Below are 17941 nucleotides of genomic sequence, written 5' to 3' on the forward strand. Positions count from 1 at the left end.
AATCCCTCCTCTCACACGATCCTGTCAGGACGCATCGAGCGGAGAAAATATGCTGGGCATCGGTAAACTCGCGAAAAAGGTTTTCGGGACACCTAACGATCGCAAGATCAAGTCGACCCGACCTCTTGTGGCAAAGATCAATGCGCTGGAGCCGGAGTTTCAAAAGCTCGACGATGCCGGCCTGATCGCCAAGACCGAAGAGTTCAGAAAACGTGTCGAAGATGGCGAAAGCCTCGACGCGCTTTTGCCGGAGGCCTTTGCCAACTGTCGCGAAGCGGCCCGCCGTGCGCTTGGGCTTCGGGCATTTGATACCCAGCTTATGGGCGGTATTTTCCTGCATCAGGGCAATATTGCCGAGATGAAGACAGGTGAGGGCAAGACCCTCGTCGCAACCTTCCCCTCCTATCTCAATGCGCTGTCGGGCAAGGGTGTTCACGTTGTGACCGTGAACGAATATCTGGCCAAACGGGATGCGGAATGGATGGCGAAAGTCTTCGAGGCGCTCGGCATGACCTGTTCGTCGATTTACAGCCAGCAGCCCGAAGACGAAAAACGCGCGGCTTATGCCTGTGACGTGACCTATGCGACGAATAACGAGCTGGGCTTCGATTACCTGCGCGACAATATGAAATCCGAGCTGAAAGACATGGTTCAGCGCGGACACAATTACGCGATTGTGGATGAGGTCGATTCGATTCTCATCGACGAGGCCCGCACACCGCTGATTATTTCTGGTCCTTCCGATGACCGCTCCGAGCTTTATCAGACCATCGACAAGCTGATTCCGCGCCTCACTGAAGAGCATTATGAGCTCGACGAAAAAACGCGTCAGGTGACTTTTACCGAAGAGGGCAACGAGTTCCTCGAACAGATTCTGCATGAAGCCGGTTTCCTGCCGGAGGGCCAGACGCTCTACGATCCGGAAAGCACCACTATCGTGCACCACGTCAATCAGGGTCTGCGCGCGCACAAGCTGTTCCAGAACGGCGTGCATTACATCGTGCGCAACGGTGAAGTGGCGCTGATCGACGAGTTTACCGGTCGTATGATGTCCGGTCGCCGCCTGTCCGACGGGCTGCATCAGGCGATCGAGGCCAAAGAAGGCGTCGAGATCAAGCCCGAGAACATCACCTTGGCCTCTGTGACCTTCCAGAACTATTTCCGTCTCTATGACAAACTCTCCGGCATGACCGGCACCGCGGCCACCGAGGCCGAGGAATTCATGGAGATTTACAAACTCGGCGTGGTCGAAGTGCCGACCAACCGTCCGATCCAGCGGATTGACGAGCATGACCGTGTCTATCGCAGCGAGGCTGAAAAGCTGGCCGCTGTGGTGGAATCCATCCGCGAAGCCAATGCCAAAGGTCAGCCTGTTCTTGTGGGCACGACCTCTATCGACAAATCCGAGGAACTGTCGAACTTCCTGACGAAAGAGGGCATCCCCCACAATGTGCTGAACGCCAAACAGCACGAGCGGGAGGCCGAGATTGTTGCCGACGCCGGTAAATTCGGTGCGGTGACCATCGCGACGAACATGGCCGGTCGCGGCACGGACATCAAACTCGGCGGCAATGTCGAGATGAAAGTCATGGAAGCTATCGCGGCCAATCCGGAGGCCAATCCGGACGAGATTCGTGCGCGGATCGAGGCCGAACATGCGGAAGAAGAAAAACGTGTGCTTGAGGCTGGCGGTCTCTATGTGCTTGCCACTGAACGCCACGAAAGCCGTCGTATCGACAACCAGCTGCGCGGTCGTTCCGGTCGTCAGGGTGATCCGGGCCGCTCGTTGTTCTTTTTGTCGCTTGACGACGATCTCATGCGGATTTTCGGCTCCGAGCGGCTGGACAAAATGTTGTCGTCGCTTGGCATGAAAGAGGGCGAGGCAATCGTTCACCCTTGGGTCAACAAGTCGCTTGAGAAAGCACAGGCGAAGGTCGAGGGGCGCAATTTCGACATCCGCAAACAGCTTTTGAAATTTGACGATGTGATGAACGACCAGCGTAAAGTGGTCTTCTCCCAGCGTCGTGACATCATGGAATCCGAGAACGTCAACGAGATCGTCGAGGACATGCGCCACGAGGTGATCGAGGATCTTGTGGGCGAGGCGATCCCGCCGAAATCCTATCCGGATCAGTGGGATGTCGAACGGCTTCACACCTCTCTTGTCGAAGCGCTGAACATGGATCTGCCGATCAAGGATTGGGCCGACGAAGAGGGCGTGGATGACGAGGTGATCATTGAACGGGTTTCTGAAGCCTCCGATCGCATGATGGCGGAAAAGGAAGAGGCGTTTGGTTCCGAGCAGATGCGTCAGATCGAGAAGCAGTTCCTGCTCAACACGATTGACGCCAAATGGCGCGAGCACCTTTTGACGCTTGAACATCTGCGCTCTGTGGTGGGGTTCCGTGGCTATGCGCAACGTGATCCGCTCAACGAGTATAAGAACGAGAGCTTCCAGCTTTTCGAAACCATGCTCGACAGCCTGCGCAGCGAAGTGACGCAGAAACTGTCACGCGTGCGTCCGATGACCGAGGAAGAGCGTCAGGCCATGCTGCAACAGCTTGTGGAGCAGCAGGCGGCGGCAACAGCGGGAGCGCAGGCGCATCCTGTCGGCGAACCCGAAGACGGGCATCCCAACGCGGTTCCGGGCTTTGATGAAAACGACCCGTCAACTTGGGGCAATCCGGGGCGCAACGACCTTTGCCCTTGCGGGTCGGGCAAAAAATTCAAACATTGCCACGGCGCCGTGTAAGTCAGATATTTTCGACCCGTGCCCGATATTCGGCGCGGGTCGTTTTCTTTGCTCTGTGCGGTTGAAAATCCGCGCGCCAAAGCCGACACTCCTGCAACGTTTCACATTCCACAAGGGCGCTGCGCCATGCTGAAATCTGTGGCGGCTTTCGCCGTAACCCTTCTGCTGTTGTTTGCTCCGTTTGTTGCGACGGCCCAAGATGTCAATCTGTTGTCGCGGGACGGGTCTATTGCAATAAGCGGAAACTTCCTGAGTTTCGATGGCGAGTTTTACCGTGTGGAGACCGATCTCGGGGTTCTGACGGTGGATAGCTCCGGCGTGCGTTGTGAAGGGCCGGGGTGCCCCAATCTGGACGGGTATTACGCCCAAATCCGCCTCTCAGGTGACGCCAAGGGGACGCGCACGCTCATGCCCGCGTTGATCTCCGCCTTTGCGCTCAGAAACGGTTATACCGTCGCGACCAGCGCGTTGAGCGAAAGCCAGCGATCTATGGTGCTCACGGATGCAGAGAATGATCTCACCGTTGGCGAGTTTCTTTTGTCCGATACCTCCGCGTCAGAAGGCTTTGCCGATCTGGTTTCGGAGAACACCGACCTCGTTCTGTCCATGCGCAAGGTGGCGCCGAAAGAGCTTGATTTGGCGCGTCAGGCTGGCGTCGGAGATTTGTCGGACCCGCGTCGGGCACGTGTCGTCGCACTCGACGGCTTGGTGCCGGTTGTCTCGCGCTCGAATCTGGTGGAGTCGCTTTCGCTTTCGGAATTGGCGGAGATCTATACGGGGCATGTGGAAAACTGGGAAGCGGTCGGCGGAGCGGACGCGCCGGTGGCAGCCCATCTGATGCGCGATGATCTCGAAGAAGGTAGCGAGTTTCGCCGTATGATCCTTGGTCGGGCACAGGTCGATGAGGAGCGGGTGACGCTTCACGACCGCTATGAGGCTCTTGTCGCGGCGATTGAGCAGGACCCCTATGCGATTGGTCTCGGGCGGATGTCCGAGGGTGGTGCGGTCAAACCAGTGGGTTTGAGCGGGGCCTGCGGGTTTGAGGCGCGGGCTATGGGCGCGGATGTAAAGAGCGAGGACTACCCGTTAACCCGACCGGTTTTTCTCTACACACCAGCGCGGCGGTTGCCGAAGCTCGCGCGGGAATTTCTTGCCTATGCAGTCTCCCCTGCGGCGCAGATCGTGGTTGCGCGGACGGACTTTGTCGATCAGGGCGTGGATGAATTGTCATTCCGCGATCAGGGACGCCGGTTTGCCAATGCGATTGCCCATGCGGGCGGCGAGATCTCACTTGAGGATTTGCAAGGCGTGACCTCGGCGTTGCAAGGGGCCAAGCGGCTGACGCTGGGCTTTCGGTTCGAGGACGGCTCGACAAAGCTGGATGCGCAGTCGCGTTCGAATGTGCATCTTCTGGCCGAGCTTCTGGAAGCTGGCGTTTATGATGGTCAGATCCTGACATTCGCCGGATTCTCGGATGGGCAAGGCGAGGCCGCGATCAATAAGACCCTCTCCAAACGGCGGGCGCAGACCGTGATGAAGGCGGTTCAACAGGCGATGGGGGAAGCCTTTGAAGCGGATCGCGTGAGTTTGCGCGCAGAGGGCTTCGGGGAGGCGATGCCTCTGGCCTGTGATGATATTGCATGGGGCCGCTCTCTCAATCGTCGTGTCGAGGTCTGGCTCAAACCGCGTCGTTGAGATGTGCGAACGGCTTTAGAGGTAGCTGGAGCCGCGAAAACTCAACTCGGTCGATTTCCCGATGATGAGATGATCGTGAAGCTGGATGTCTAAAGCCTCCGCAGCATCCCTGATCTGGTTGGTCATCATGATATCCGCGTCCGATGGTGTCGGGTCGCCGGAGGGGTGATTGTGCACAAGGATCAGGGCAGAGGCGTTGAGTTCCAGCGCGCGTTTAACGACCTCGCGGGGATAGACCGGCACATGATCGACGGTGCCGCGGGCCTGCTCCTCATCGGCGATGAGAATGTTTTTCCGGTCTAGGTAGAGGACGCGAAACTGTTCGGTTTCGAGATGCGACATGGTCGTGTGACAGTAGTCCAGAACCGCGTCCCAACTGGAAATGACGGGCCGCTGCATCACGCGGGCGCGGGCGAGGCGATGCGCGGCGGCCTCGACAATTTTGAGGTCTTGCGCGGCGGCAGTGGTCATTCCCTCCACCTCTAAAAGCCGTGCCAGCGGGGCGGAAATAACGCGGTTGTAGTCCCCGAATGCGTCGATCAGCGCCGCAGCAATGGGTTTGACATCGGCACGGGGCAGGGCGCGATAAAGGATGAGTTCAAGCAACTCATAATCCGGCATCGCCTGTGCGCCACCGTCAAAGAAACGGTCCTGAAGTTGTTTGCGATGGTTACGCAGGTAGCTGGGCGGACGTGAGGGAAGCGCGACGGGGCGGGCCTCTTCAAGATCGAAGAGCCAGTCGGGCATTTCCCGAAATGCGGAAGGGTGTGTGATCGTGGTCATGGATCAATCCATTGACCGATTCGCTAAAAAAGCGGTTAACAAGCATAAGAAAGGGCGCCGGAGCGCCCTCTCGTCTCTGTATCAGGAATGTGTCATTCCATCCCAGAAGCTTTTGACTTTCTTGAAGAAAGACGAACTTTCCGGATTGTTTTTGTCTTCGCCGAGATTGTCGAACTCGCGCAAAAGCTCTTTTTGCTTTGCGGTCAGGTTCACCGGTGTTTCCACCGCCAGCTCGATGAACATGTCGCCATGTCCACCGCCGCGCAGGGCAGGCATACCCTTGGAGCGCAGGCGCATCTGGCGACCAGACTGGCTACCGGCGGGGATTTTCACCCGTGAGCGGCCACCGTCAATGGTCGGAACTTCGATGTCGCCACCGAGTGCTGCCGTCACCATCGAGACCGGAACGGAGCAGTGCAGATGCACCCCGTCGCGTTCGAAAATGGCATGCGGTCGGACTTCGATGAAGATATACAAATCTCCCGTCGGACCACCGCGCAGACCGGCTTCGCCTTCGCCAGCGAGACGGATGCGCGTGCCTGTTTCGACGCCTGCGGGGATGTTGACCGAGAGCGAGCGCTCTTTCTCAACACGGCCCGCACCGTGACAATCCGGACAGGGGTCTTTGATGATCTGTCCGAGCCCGCCACAGGCCGGACAGGTCCGTTCGACCGTGAAGAAGCCCTGTTGCGCGCGAACCTTGCCCATGCCGGAGCAAGAGGGACAGGTTTGCGGTTCGGCACCGTTGGCCGCACCTGTGCCGCTACAGCTTGTGCAGGACACGGATGTTGGCACATTGATGGTCTTCTGCGCGCCTGTGTAGGCTTCCTCAAGGGTGACACGCATGTCGTAGCGCAGGTCCGAGCCGCGTTGGGCACGAGACCGTCCGCCGCCGCCACGCTGGCCGCCCATGAAGTCGCCGAAAAGGTCGTCGAACACATCCGAGAAGGCCGAGCCGAAGTCACCGTGGCCCGCGCCACCATAACCGCCCCCCGGACGACCACCCATGCCACCCTGTTCGAAAGCGGCATGACCAAAGCGGTCATAGGCGGCTTTCTTGTCGGGGTCTTTGAGCGTGTCGTAGGCCTCGTTCACTTCTTTGAACTGGGCTTCCGCATCGGGGTTGTCCTTGTTGCGGTCAGGGTGAAATTCCATCGCTTTCTTGCGATAGGCTTTCTTGAGCTCCGCCGCGTCGGCACCTTTGCTGACGCCAAGCACCTCGTAATAATCGCGTTTTGCCATGGATTTTACTCCTTCTGGAACGCGACGACCGGCCCGGAAATCCGGACCGGTCGATCGTGTCCGCGATTACATTTACGAACGTTTGTCGTTGTCGAGGTCTTCAAAGTCGGCATCGACAATATCGTCATCAACCGAAGATGGGCCGTCGGCAGCATCTACGTCCGGATCGGCGTTGCCGGATTTCTCCTGCTCGGCCTTGTAGATGGCCTCGCCGAGTTTCATGGCCGCGTCGGTCACGTTCTGGATGCCCGAGCGGATTTTGTCCGGATCTTCGGTTTCCAGTTGATCCTTGAGCGCCGCGATGGCCAGTTCGATGGCTTCGATCGTGGTCGGATCGACTTTGTCGCCATGCTCTTCCATCGATTTCTCGGTCGAGTGGATGAGGCTTTCGGCCTGGTTTTTCGCTTCGACAAGCTCTTTGCGTTTCTTGTCGGCTTCGGCGTTTTCCTCGGCGTCCTTGACCATCTTTTCGATGTCGTCGTCGGAGAGACCGCCGGAGGCCTGGATCGTGATTTTCTGCTCTTTGCCGGTGCCTTTGTCTTTGGCGCCCACTTCAACGATACCGTCGGCGTTGATGTCAAAGGTCACTTCGATTTGCGGCATGCCGCGCGGTGCGGGCGGGATACCTTCGAGGTTGAACTGGCCGAGCATCTTGTTGTCGGCGGCCATTTCGCGTTCCCCTTGGAAGACGCGGAGCGTCACAGCGGACTGGTTGTCCTCTGCGGTGGAGAAAATCTGCGACTTCTTGGTCGGGATCGTGGTGTTGCGGTCGATCAGACGGGTGAACACACCGCCCAGAGTTTCGATCCCCAGCGACAGCGGGGTCACGTCGAGAAGCAGAACGTCTTTGACGTCACCTTGCAGAACGCCGGCCTGAATGGCGGCACCCATAGCGACAACCTCATCGGGGTTCACACCCTTATGCGGTTCCTTGCCGAAGAATTTGGTCACTTCAGCAATGACTTTCGGCATACGGGTCATACCGCCGACGAGCACGACTTCGTCGATGTCGGAGGTGGAGAGACCTGCATCTTTCAGAGCCGCTTTACACGGGTCCATGGAGCGTTTGATGAGATCCGACACAAGGCTTTCGAGTTTTGCACGGGTCAGTTTGACCACGAGGTGCAAAGGCGTGCCGGAGGACGGGTCCATCGAGATGAACGGCTGGTTGATTTCGGTCTGCGTCGAGGACGACAGCTCGATTTTCGCTTTTTCAGCGGCCTCTTTAAGGCGCTGCAATGCCATTTTGTCTTGGGTGAGATCGACGCCGTGTTCTTTTTTGAACTCGTCGGCAAGGTAATGCACGATGCGCATGTCGAAGTCTTCACCACCCAGGAAGGTGTCACCATTGGTGGCCTGCACTTCAAACACGCCGTCACCCAGTTCGAGGATGGTCACGTCGAAAGTCCCACCGCCGAGGTCATAAACCGCGATGGTTTTGGTGTCTTCCTTGTCGAGCCCGTAGGCCAGAGCCGCAGCTGTCGGCTCGTTGATGATCCGCAGCACTTCGAGACCGGCGATCTTGCCGGCGTCTTTGGTGGCCTGACGCTGGGCGTCGTTGAAGTAGGCCGGAACGGTGATCACCGCTTGGGTCACTTCTTCGCCGAGGTAGGATTCGGCGGTTTCTTTCATCTTGCCCAGAATGAAGGCGGAGATTTGCGAGGGCGAATATTTGTCGCCACGCACCTCAACCCACGCATCACCATTGCCACCATCGACGATGGCGTAGGGCACGAGTTTCTTGTCTTTTTCAACGGCTGCGTCGCCCATGCGACGACCGATCAGACGTTTCACGGCGAAAACCGTGTTCTCGGGGTTGGTCACAGCCTGACGTTTGGCTGCCTGACCCACGAGGCGTTCGTTGTCGGTGAAACCGACGATAGAGGGCGTGGTACGCGCCCCTTCGGAGTTCTCGATCACACGCGGCTGCGAACCATCCATGATGGCAACACAGGAGTTGGTGGTCCCGAGGTCGATACCGATGACTTTGGCCATGCTCAAAATCCTCTCTTAGGCGATGTTGTGACGATGGACCCATTGCGGCGTCCGCCGTCGATCCCAATGTAATTGACCGAACTGAAGAACAACCCGATCAAGGCTTCTCGGCGTATATAAGGACGGGTTCTGGCCCCTGCAAGTTGTGCGAGGGGGTCTAATCGTGGAAAAATGGAGTCATTTCCGCAAGAAAGCGTCAGGGATGGTAAAAATGCAGGAAGTTTCGCCGCTGAATTTGCGGGGGATGCAGGTGTTCAAGGGACTTCTGGCACCGGAAGAACAGGGGCGACTGGTCGATGATTTGCGCGCCGTGGTGCGCGAGGTGCCTTTGTTCCATCCGGTGACGCCGTCGGGAAAAACGATGTCCGTGCGTATGACGTCTGCGGGCCAATTTGGCTGGATTACGGATGCGAAAGGCTATCGCTACAGCAAGGCGCACCCGTCAGGGCAGGGCTGGCCAGCCATTCCCGAGATGGCGTTGAAGGTCTGGTCCAAGGTGTCGGGGGCTACGCGGGCGCCTGAGACCTGTTTGATCAATTTCTATGACGCAGGGGCGAAGATGGGATTGCATCAGGACCGAGACGAACAGGATTTCACGCAACCGGTGGTGTCGATCTCTTTGGGCGACGAGGCCTTGTTTCGGGTCGGCAATGAAACGCGGGGCGGCAAAACGGAGAGTCTTTGGCTGGCTTCAGGCGATGTTGTGGTGATGGGCGGCACGTCGCGGCTTTTGTATCACGGTATTGATCGGGTGAAGCCGCAAAGCAGCACCCTGTTGCCGAAAGGGGGCCGGATCAACCTCACCTTGCGGGTGGTGACATAAGGCGAATCTGCGACGAAAGCGTATCGCGAAAAAACGAGCGAAAGGTTTTAGCGGGCACCCCAGCTGAGCGACACACGCCGACGCGTGAAAAACTCTGCCAGAAGGCCGATGGTCAGGCATACCAGCGTGAAGACGACGGGATACATTATCGAACTGTTGTGCGGGTTGTAATTGACAAAGGTAAAGCCGCGCGCCTGATCAATCGTGTGAAACAAAGGGTTCCATGAAAACATGGCCAGCATATAGGCGGGCGTCTGGTTTGCGACGAACATTTTGCCGGAGGTGAACATGTTGGCGCGAGTGTAGAGCTGTTGCAGGATGCCGACCAACCCCGGAGCCCACGGTTTTGCAGCCAGAAATAACATGCCAATCGCAGCGCCGGAGGCCCAGGCCAAAAGCAGCATCGCGAAAGCTCCGGCCATATTCTGGAAATGCACCGTCCCCCAGCCCAGAGAGTAGCCGACCAGAATCACGGTGACGGAGAGGACTTGGATATAGAGTGCGCTCAAGGCGGCAGAGGTGATGGCGATAGCGGTGTTCATCGGCGCATGTTGCATCATGGGGGAGGCGGCCCCCTCCGAGCCGGCAACGGCACCGACGGCTTTGTTATGTGTTATGAACAGGAAAATGCCGGACATGATATAAAGGATAAAATCGCCGCGAATGGCCGCACCTCGCACGCCCAGAATGGAATACATGAAAACGAAAACCGCCACGAGAATCAGCGTCTGAGTTATGCTGATGAAAAGGCCGATGAGCGGGTTCCCGTGAGACTTGCGCACATGGCGCACCGTGTTGACGAAAATCAGTCTCAGAACCGTGAGGGCAGCGGAAAAGCCGCTTTGACTTCTGGTGTAGTGGAACATGCCAAGTGGTCCTGTCCTGAGAATATTGCCCGGTGTCGAGGGTTTTCTTGTTGTTCCCCGTTCGCCATAGCATAAGGTTAGTGAGGTTTTCTTTCAATGGAAACGCAACGGTATGGCGATTTAGGAGCTTTTGTAATGGATTTTGACCAACTCGTTCCGGTGATGCGACGTCTCGCAATCGAAGCCGGGGAGAAAATTCTGGAAATTTATAATTCAGAGGATTTCGAGGTGAAAACCAAATCCGATGAAAGTCCGGTGACCGAAGCGGATGAGGCGGCGGATGCGTTGATTTCTGCCGGTCTGCGCGCAGCCTTTCCGGATGTCGTCCTGATTACCGAAGAGCAGGCGGAGTCGCATGACCTGAAGTCCGACACGTTCCTGATTGTGGATCCGCTGGATGGCACCAAGGAATTCGTGAAGCGTCGCGGCGATTTCACTGTGAATATCGCCTATGTCGAAAAGGGGGTGCCTCTGCGCGGAGTGGTCTATGCGCCGGCGAAGGATCGTCTGTTCATCACCGATGCCGAGGGCCAGTCTTACGAGGAATTCGGGCCTTTCGATCTGGAAAAGCCGGGCGAGATGAAGAAAATCTCCGTGTCCACGCCGGACAATGAGGCGCTGATGATTGTGGCGTCGAAATCCCACCGCGATCAGGCGACCGAGGATTATCTGGCGAAATATAAAGCGAAAGACAGCAAGTCGGCAGGATCGTCGCTCAAGTTCTGTCTGGTTGCGACCGGCGAGGCCGATCTTTATCCGCGCGTGGGGCGCACGATGGAGTGGGATACGGCGGCGGGTCATGCTGTCTTGCTGGGCGCCGGTGGTGATGTTGTGCGGTTTGACGACCATACGCCGCTGACCTATGGCAAAGAGGATTACGCCAATCCGTTCTTTATCGCCTATGCGCCGGGTGTGGAGTTGAAAGAAGCCTGATGTCTGTTCTGATTGTTATCCCTGCACGGTTTGCGTCGACCCGCTATCCGGGCAAGCCGCTTGTCGAATTGACCGGTGCATCCGGTGAGAAAAAATCCCTGATTCGGCGCAGCTGGGAAGCGGCTGTCGCCGTTGAAGGTGTGGATCGTGTGGTGGTTGCGACCGATGATGACCGTATCCGCTTGGCCGCGGAGGCTTTCGGAGCCGAGGTGGTTATGACTTCGGAATCCTGTGCCAACGGGACCGAACGCTGCGCCGAGGCATTCGAGAACCTTGGTGGCGGATATGATATTATCGTCAACCTGCAAGGCGACGCGCCGCTGACGCCTGCGTGGTTTGTCGAAGACCTCGTTGCGGGACTGCGCGCGCATCCGACGGCCGAGGTGGCAACACCGGTTCTGCGTTGTGACGGGCGTGCGCTGAACGGTTTTCTTGAAGACCGCAAGGCCGGACGTGTCGGCGGGACAACGGCAGTGTTCGGCTCGGATCACAAGGCGCTTTATTTCTCCAAAGAGGTTATTCCCTACACGTCGGACACATATGCGGATGACGCGCAGACGCCGGTGTTCCACCATGTCGGTGTCTATGCCTACCGCCCCTCTGCCCTTGGTGCCTATCCGAAATGGGAGATGGGACCGCTCGAAGGTCTGGAGGGCTTGGAGCAGTTGCGCTTTCTGGAACAAGAGCGCCCCGTTCTCTGCGTCGAGGTCGAAGCACGCGGGCGTCAGTTCTGGGAATTGAACAACCCCGAAGATGTGCCGCGTATCGAATCCATGTTGGCGGAAATGCGCGTAAATTGAAGAAATATTCTTCAACTTTGATTGTTTTTTGTGCGAATGTCAGGAAGGGCGCGGCAGAGTTGTAAAACTGTGCCTTTCCTGTGTGATTAGACAGGGCAGAAGCTGACCTTAGGGCATATTCTCCATAAGGTCCGCATCAGCGTATGCAAATAAATGGCTCATGAGTGCGAGCCGAAGGAGTAGAGATGAAAAAAGTGACCAAAGCGATTTTTCCTGTGGCTGGTCTTGGGACGCGGTTTCTTCCCGCAACCAAATCCATTCCGAAAGAAATCATGACCTTGGTCGACCGTCCGCTGATCCAGTATGCCATTGACGAGGCACGAGCGGCGGGCATCAAGGAATTCATCTTTGTGACTTCGCGCGGCAAGGGCGCGCTTGAGGACTATTTCGATCACTCGCCGGTTCTTGAGCAGGAACTGCGCAAAAAGGGCAAGGACAAGCTGCTTGAGGTGCTGAAAGGCACGAATATGGACAGCGGTGCCATCGCTTACATTCGCCAGCATAAGGCGCTTGGCCTCGGTCATGCCGTCTGGTGTGCGCGTCGTCTGCTCGACCCGAAAGAACCTTTTGCCGTTATCCTGCCCGATGACGTGATCGCGGCGGAGAAACCCTGCCTGCAACAGATGGTCGAAGCCTACGAAGAACTCGGCGGCAATGGCTCTATGGTTGCCGCGATGGAAGTTCCGGCGGACAAAGTGTCCTCCTATGGTGTTCTCGATGTGGACAAGGACATGGGCAACACCGTGTCCGCCAAAGGCATGGTGGAAAAACCTGCGCCGGGGACAGAGCCGTCCAACCTCGCTGTGATCGGTCGCTATATTCTCGACCCGTCGGTGATGAAGAACCTGCACACGATGAAGACCGGTGCTGGTGGTGAAATCCAGCTCACCGATGCGATTGCGGATGAAATCGGCACGGAGCGCGGCGTTTACGGATACCGGTTTAAAGGCCAGCGTTTCGACTGTGGTTCGAAAGCGGGCTTCCTTCAGGCGACGATTTCCTTTGGTTTGTCACGCGATGATTTGCGCGACGAGCTTCAGACGTTCCTTGACGAGCTTTCGGCCGAGCGTGCTGCTGCCCAGTAAGGTTTGATGATGTCGAAATTTGTGATTGTGACAGGTGGTGCGGGCTATATTGGCTCGCACGCCTGTAAGGCATTGCGTGCGGCGGGTTATGAGCCAGTGACCTTCGACAACCTGTCTACGGGTTGGGAAGATGCGGTGAAATTCGGGCCTTTCGAGAAGGGAGATCTTCTGGATCGTGCCCGTCTTGATGAGGTCTTCGCCAAGTATAACCCTGTCGCCGTGATGCATTTCGCGGCCTTCTCGCAGGTCGGCGAAAGCATGAAAGACCCTGCGAAATACTGGCGCAACAATGTCATCGGTTCGCTGACCCTGATCGAGGCTGCGGTTGCGGCGGGATGTATGAACTTTGTCTTTTCCTCGACCTGCGCGACCTATGGCGATCAGGACAACGTGGTTCTGGACGAAGAATCGGTGCAAATGCCGATCAATTCCTACGGTGCGTCGAAACGGGCGATTGAAGATATTCTGGAGAACTTCGAACAGGCATTTGGCCTCAATTCGGTGATCTTCCGCTATTTCAATGTCGCGGGCGGCGATCCTGAGGCCGAGGTCGGGGAATTCCACCAGCCGGAGACCCACCTGATCCCGCTCATGCTTGATGCCATTGCGGGCAAGCGCGATGCCTTGACCATTTTCGGCACGGATTACGACACGCCGGACGGCACGTGCATCCGTGACTATGTGCATGTCTGCGATCTGGTTGATGCGCATGTGCTGGGGCTGAAATGGCTCGAAGATGGCAAGGGCAGCCGCGTGTTCAACCTTGGCACGGGCAAGGGTTTCTCCGTGCGTGAGGTGATCGATCATTCTCGGGCGGTGACCAATATGGAAGTGCCCTATGTCGAGGGCGACCGTCGCCCCGGTGATTGCACCAAGCTGGTTTCGGGCTCTGAGCGCGCGATCAAGGAGCTTGGTTGGTCGCCGGATCGCTCCAACCTGACGGAGATGATCGGGGATGCTTGGAAATGGCATCAGACCGGACATTACGAGAAGTGAAACGTCATGCGCGAAAGGCCGTGTTTTCGGTTTGTCGCGCATGGCTCTCATCTGGCCCTGATACGGGGGACGGGCGGATTTGAGACGTATCTGGCAGAGCTATAAACTGTGGGTCAGGCGACGGTATCTTTTGTGGCGTGCCATTCGGGCGCGTCATAAATTGCGTGTGATACAGGACCGGACCTCTGACATTGATGAGACATCCATCCTCTGTGTGGGATGTCTGCGCAATGAGGCGCTGCGCCTTCCCTATTTTCTGGAGTATCACCGCCGCCTTGGAGTGACACATTTCCTGTTTGTGGATAACGACAGCGATGACGGAACTGTGGAGTTGCTCTCCGGTCAGCCGGATGTGTCGCTCTGGTCTACAGGGGAAAGCTATAAACAGGCACGGTTCGGGCTGGACTGGACGACATGGCTTCAGTTGAAATATGCGCGGGGGAAGTGGTGCCTCACGCTTGATGCGGATGAGATGCTCGTCTTTCCGTTCCATGAGACCCGAACCCTGCGGGATTTGACGCTTTTTCTCGATGAAACGGGGCAGAAAGCGTTCGGAGCTTTGATGCTGGATTTGTATCCTGAAGGGCCGATTGACGGGGTTGACTATCGCGCCGGACAAGACCCTCTGGAGGTTGTGCCGTTTTTTGATCCAGGACCTTACCGCACGGTGCGCCAGACGCCAAAGGAGAACCTATGGGTTCAGGGTGGCGCACGGGAGCGGGTGTTTTTTGCAGACGATCCGCGGCGCGGGCCGACGCTGAACAAGCTCCCTCTGGTGAAGTGGCATTGGCGGTATGTCTATCTGAATTCGACGCATTCAATACTGCCTCGCGCTCTCAACCATGCCTATAACGGTCCCGGAGACACGCGGCTGTGCGGGGTGCTTTTGCATACGAAATTCCTACCGGTCGCGGTGGAGAAATCTGTTGAGGAAAAGACCCGAAAGCAGCATTTTGCGCAGCCGGATGCTTTTGGTGCCTATTATGATGCTGTCATCAGCGGTCCAACGCTTTGGCATGAGGGGTCGGTGGCCTATGAGGGCTGGGAGCAACTGGAAGCTCTCGGGCTTATGAACCGTGGCGCGTGGGGGAAGAAATAGGGTGAAATCCCTCTGTTTTCTCGCAGCAGATTAAACAATTTTGCTATTTGATCTGAATTGTTTACGATTCATTTGAATATCCGTAGGTTACATAGCAAAGACTTTGGACAGGGTGACGCGTTGCGGCATCATGATTACCGAGTTTCGGGGGCATAAGGCAGACTGGTGAGCAGGCTTTGGCAATATAAGATGCGGCTGCGGCGCAAACGCGCGCTCTGGCGGGCCTTTCAGGCGCGTCGGGAGCTGAGTCTGTTGCAGGACAATACCCCGTGTATCCGACCCGATGATGTCCTGCTGGTCTGCACCCTGCGGAACGAGCGTATCCGCCTGCCGTATTTCCTGAAGTATTACAGGGATATGGGGGTGCGTCATTTTCTGTTCGTGGATAACGACAGCGATGACGGGTCGCGCGAATATCTTTTGGGGCAAGAGGACGTCTCCATCTGGCATACCAAGGCGAGCTATCGCGAGTCGCTGTTCGGTGTGCATTGGATGAACTGGATTTCCCGCAAATACTGTCACGGCCACTGGACGCTCACGGTTGATGTAGACGAATTTTTCGTCTTCCCCTTCTCTGATACCCGTCCGATTCCGGCGCTGACCGACTGGCTCGACAATTCCGGCATCCGCAGCTTTTCGGCTATGTTGATCGACATGTATCCGAAAGGGCCGATTGATGCGCAGCTTTACCGCGAGGGGCAGAACCCGTTTGAGATTGCCGAGTGGTTCGACAGCGGGAATTACATGATTTCCACCAATCCCGAATATTACAATCTCTGGATTCAGGGCGGGCCGCGTGCGCGGGTGTTCTTCAAGGACGATCCTTATAGCGCGCCATCGCTGAACAAGATTCCCCTCGTAAAATGGCACCGCAATTATGCCTATATGCATTCAACCCATATGTTGCTGCCGCGCGGGCTCAATCTGGTTTACGAGACCGAAGGCGGGGAAAAGGCCTCTGGCGCGCTGCTGCATGCGAAGTTTTTGAACACCTTTGTCGAGAAGACCCGCGAGGAACTTGAGCGCAAACAGCACTATGCCGGATCGCGCGAATATCTCGCCTATCACAACCGGCTCGAAGATGACCCCGATCTGTGGTGCAACTGGTCGGAGAAATACATCAACTGGCGGCAACTCGAAATTCTCGGCCTGATGTCCAAGGGGAACTGGGCATGACGGTCGGGTTTGTCATGCTGGTTCATACCGCGCTGCATCGCGCCGAACAGGTTGCGCGGCATTGGGCGTCTCACGGTTGCCCCGTCGTGATCCACGTGGATCAGCGGGTGAAAAAAGAGCGCTATCAGCCCTTCGTCAACAGCCTGTCCGATCTTGAAAATGTAGTGTTCTCGAAGCGCCGCGCCTGCGAGTGGGGGACATGGTCTCTGGTGGGGGCATCACAGGATGCGTCGGAGTTGATGCTCTCGCGCTTTCCCGAGGTGCGCCACGTCTATCTTGCGTCCGGCTCCTGCCTGCCGTTGCGCCCCGTCGAAGACCTTAAACAATATCTCGCGGAACGTCCTTTGACGAACTTCATAGAAAGCGTCACGACCGAGGACGTGCCTTGGACCGTTGGCGGGTTGGATCATGAGCGCTTCACCCTGCGTTTCCCGTTTTCGTGGAAAAAACAGCGGCGTCTGTTTGATCGCTATGTGACGTTGCAACGCAAGGTCGGTTATAAACGCAAAATTCCGGACAAACTGGTGCCGCATCTTGGCTCGCAATGGTGGTGTTTGACGCGGCAAACACTGTCGGCCATTCTCGAAGATCCGGACCGTAAGATCTATGATGCCTATTTCAAAAAGGTCTGGATACCGGATGAGAGCTATTACCAGACCCTCGTGCGGCTCTATTCGAACAATATCGAAAGCCGGTCTCTGACTTTGTCGAAATTCGACTATGAGGGAAAGCCGCATATTTTCTACGACGACCACCTCCAGCTTCTGCGGCGGTCCGACTGTTTCGTGGCGCGCAAAATCTGGCCGAAGGCGGAGCGGCTCTACGCGACGTTCCTTGACACCGAGATCAACCCGATGAAGGGGGCAGAGCCCAATCCGGGGAAAATCGACCGTATCTTTTCCAAGGCGGTTGATCGTCGGGTCAACGGGCGTGAGGGCCTGTATATGCAAAGCCGGATGCCGGGGCATGGGAAAGAGCACGGGAAAACCAGCGGGCCGTATTCGATTTTCGAGGGTTTTTCCGATCTGTTCGAGGATTTCGAAGGTTGGCTGTCGCGCTCGGTCGGTGCGCGGGTCCACGGGCACCTTTATGCGCCCGAAGGGGCCGAGTTCGCGGGCAGGCAAAAGGTCTTTTCCGGTGCTCTGTCGTCCGAGGCGGCGTTGAGGGACTACAACCCCTGCGGCTTTCTGACCTCATTGGTCTGGAACACGCGAGGCGAACGCCAGTGCTTTATGTTCGGGCCGCGAGACAATCAGGAGATCAGCTGGCTCGTTGCTACGGATCCGAATGCGCAGGTCTCTGTGATCTCCGGCGCTTGGGCGGTGAGCCTGTTCCGCTCGAACATGAGCTTTTCCGAAATCCGGCGGGAAGCGGCGCTGCTGCAAAAAATCGAGGCGGAGCATCTCGACATTCTACGGTCGCGAGAGGTGAAGGCGCGGGTCCGGATATGGACCTTGGCGGATTTCATCGAAAGCCCGATGGAACCCCTGCAAATGATTATTGACGAGATTGCGCCGCGCAATGTGCGCCGGTTGGCCGAAGCGCCGCGGATGCGGGATTTGACAGGGTTTGGACAATTCCTGCAAAACCTGAAAAACCAAGGCATGAAACCCCACCTCATGGGAGACTTTCCCATGGGCAACGAACCCGATACGCGCGCCCGTTCCCAAAAGCGCCCTTACTTGGTAAAATAGAT

14 protein-coding genes are annotated in these 17941 nt (G+C 57.0%); 10 read left to right on the top strand and 4 right to left on the bottom strand.

The window, feature by feature from the left end:
* Positions 1-49 precede the first annotated feature (49 nt).
* Together secA and KO492_RS08925 are read left to right on the top strand one after the other, a co-directional pair.
* Positions 50-2752 (top strand): preprotein translocase subunit SecA, encoded by a 2703-nt coding sequence (gene secA, locus KO492_RS08920; RefSeq protein WP_216044637.1) that lies wholly within the window; start codon positions 50-52, stop codon positions 2750-2752.
* Positions 2753-2878: 126 nt separating this feature from the next.
* On the top strand, positions 2879-4447 hold the full coding sequence (locus KO492_RS08925; protein ID WP_216044638.1) for a phosphate ABC transporter substrate-binding/OmpA family protein: 1569 nt from the start codon (positions 2879-2881) through the stop codon (positions 4445-4447).
* 15 nt (positions 4448-4462) lie between these two features.
* Here KO492_RS08925 and radC read toward each other — a convergent pair whose 3' ends face one another.
* From radC to dnaK, 3 genes are all read right to left on the bottom strand, one after another.
* Positions 4463-5230, bottom strand: a complete 768-nt coding sequence (gene radC, locus KO492_RS08930; RefSeq protein ID WP_216044639.1) for a RadC family protein — start codon at positions 5228-5230, stop codon at positions 4463-4465.
* Positions 5231-5311: 81 nt separating this feature from the next.
* Entirely contained in the window at positions 5312-6472 is a 1161-nt protein-coding gene (gene dnaJ / locus KO492_RS08935; RefSeq protein WP_216044640.1) for a molecular chaperone DnaJ, read from the bottom strand.
* Positions 6473-6544: 72 nt separating this feature from the next.
* Positions 6545-8467, bottom strand: a complete 1923-nt coding sequence (gene dnaK, locus KO492_RS08940; RefSeq protein ID WP_216044641.1) for a molecular chaperone DnaK — start codon at positions 8465-8467, stop codon at positions 6545-6547.
* 211 nt (positions 8468-8678) lie between these two features.
* On the opposite strand from dnaK, the gene KO492_RS08945 reads away from it, so the two are divergent.
* The gene (locus KO492_RS08945) at positions 8679-9290 is read left to right on the top strand and encodes an alpha-ketoglutarate-dependent dioxygenase AlkB family protein (protein ID WP_252735463.1); all 612 of its coding nucleotides are present in this window, start codon (positions 8679-8681) and stop codon (positions 9288-9290) included.
* Positions 9291-9337: 47 nt separating this feature from the next.
* Here KO492_RS08945 and KO492_RS08950 read toward each other — a convergent pair whose 3' ends face one another.
* Entirely contained in the window at positions 9338-10156 is an 819-nt protein-coding gene (locus KO492_RS08950; RefSeq protein WP_216044643.1) for an ABC transporter permease, read from the bottom strand.
* Between the two features lie 135 nt (positions 10157-10291).
* Here KO492_RS08950 and cysQ point away from each other — a divergent pair, with 135 nt between their 5' ends.
* The 7 genes from cysQ (at position 10292) to KO492_RS08985 (ending at position 17939) form a co-directional block, all read left to right on the top strand.
* Positions 10292-11089 carry a 3'(2'),5'-bisphosphate nucleotidase CysQ gene (gene cysQ, locus KO492_RS08955; RefSeq protein ID WP_066608447.1) on the top strand — a complete coding sequence of 266 codons (798 nt, stop codon included), beginning with the start codon at positions 10292-10294 and terminating at the stop codon, positions 11087-11089.
* Positions 11089-11889, top strand: coding sequence for a 3-deoxy-manno-octulosonate cytidylyltransferase (locus tag KO492_RS08960; protein WP_216044644.1), 801 nt, complete (start codon positions 11089-11091; stop codon positions 11887-11889). Before cysQ ends, KO492_RS08960 begins: the two co-directional genes overlap by 1 nt.
* A 185-nt stretch (positions 11890-12074) precedes the next feature.
* Positions 12075-12974, top strand: coding sequence for a UTP--glucose-1-phosphate uridylyltransferase (locus KO492_RS08965; RefSeq protein WP_216044645.1), 900 nt, complete (start codon positions 12075-12077; stop codon positions 12972-12974).
* 9 nt (positions 12975-12983) lie between these two features.
* Positions 12984-13970, top strand: coding sequence for a UDP-glucose 4-epimerase GalE (gene galE / locus KO492_RS08970; protein WP_216044679.1), 987 nt, complete (start codon positions 12984-12986; stop codon positions 13968-13970).
* A 79-nt stretch (positions 13971-14049) separates the two neighbouring features.
* Positions 14050-15069, top strand: coding sequence for a glycosyltransferase family 2 protein (locus KO492_RS08975; protein ID WP_216044646.1), 1020 nt, complete (start codon positions 14050-14052; stop codon positions 15067-15069).
* A 189-nt stretch (positions 15070-15258) separates the two neighbouring features.
* Positions 15259-16245: a glycosyltransferase family 2 protein gene (locus KO492_RS08980; RefSeq protein WP_216044680.1), complete on the top strand. Its 987-nt coding sequence runs from the start codon at positions 15259-15261 to the stop codon at positions 16243-16245.
* Positions 16242-17939 (top strand): beta-1,6-N-acetylglucosaminyltransferase, encoded by a 1698-nt coding sequence (locus tag KO492_RS08985; protein WP_216044647.1) that lies wholly within the window; start codon positions 16242-16244, stop codon positions 17937-17939. The genes KO492_RS08980 and KO492_RS08985 overlap by 4 nt, the downstream gene beginning before the upstream one ends.
* Positions 17940-17941 lie beyond the last annotated feature (2 nt).

Source organism: Celeribacter halophilus (assembly GCF_018860305.1).
Classification (GTDB): domain Bacteria; phylum Pseudomonadota; class Alphaproteobacteria; order Rhodobacterales; family Rhodobacteraceae; genus Celeribacter; species Celeribacter halophilus_A.

Bases quoted from the DNA above. Each gene is read 5' to 3' on its own strand.
- secA (WP_216044637.1), top strand. From the start codon at position 50: ATGCTGGGCATCGGTAAACTCGCGAAAAAGGTTTTCGGGACACCTAAC.
- KO492_RS08925 (WP_216044638.1), top strand. From the start codon at position 2,879: ATGCTGAAATCTGTGGCGGCTTTCGCCGTAACCCTTCTGCTGTTGTTT.
- radC (WP_216044639.1), bottom strand. From the start codon at position 5,230: ATGACCACGATCACACACCCTTCCGCATTTCGGGAAATGCCCGACTGG.
- dnaJ (WP_216044640.1), bottom strand. From the start codon at position 6,472: ATGGCAAAACGCGATTATTACGAGGTGCTTGGCGTCAGCAAAGGTGCC.
- dnaK (WP_216044641.1), bottom strand. From the start codon at position 8,467: ATGGCCAAAGTCATCGGTATCGACCTCGGGACCACCAACTCCTGTGTT.
- KO492_RS08945 (WP_252735463.1), top strand. From the start codon at position 8,679: ATGCAGGAAGTTTCGCCGCTGAATTTGCGGGGGATGCAGGTGTTCAAG.
- KO492_RS08950 (WP_216044643.1), bottom strand. From the start codon at position 10,156: ATGTTCCACTACACCAGAAGTCAAAGCGGCTTTTCCGCTGCCCTCACG.
- cysQ (WP_066608447.1), top strand. From the start codon at position 10,292: ATGGATTTTGACCAACTCGTTCCGGTGATGCGACGTCTCGCAATCGAA.
- KO492_RS08960 (WP_216044644.1), top strand. From the start codon at position 11,089: ATGTCTGTTCTGATTGTTATCCCTGCACGGTTTGCGTCGACCCGCTAT.
- KO492_RS08965 (WP_216044645.1), top strand. From the start codon at position 12,075: ATGAAAAAAGTGACCAAAGCGATTTTTCCTGTGGCTGGTCTTGGGACG.
- galE (WP_216044679.1), top strand. From the start codon at position 12,984: ATGTCGAAATTTGTGATTGTGACAGGTGGTGCGGGCTATATTGGCTCG.
- KO492_RS08980 (WP_216044680.1), top strand. From the start codon at position 15,259: ATGCGGCTGCGGCGCAAACGCGCGCTCTGGCGGGCCTTTCAGGCGCGT.
- KO492_RS08985 (WP_216044647.1), top strand. From the start codon at position 16,242: ATGACGGTCGGGTTTGTCATGCTGGTTCATACCGCGCTGCATCGCGCC.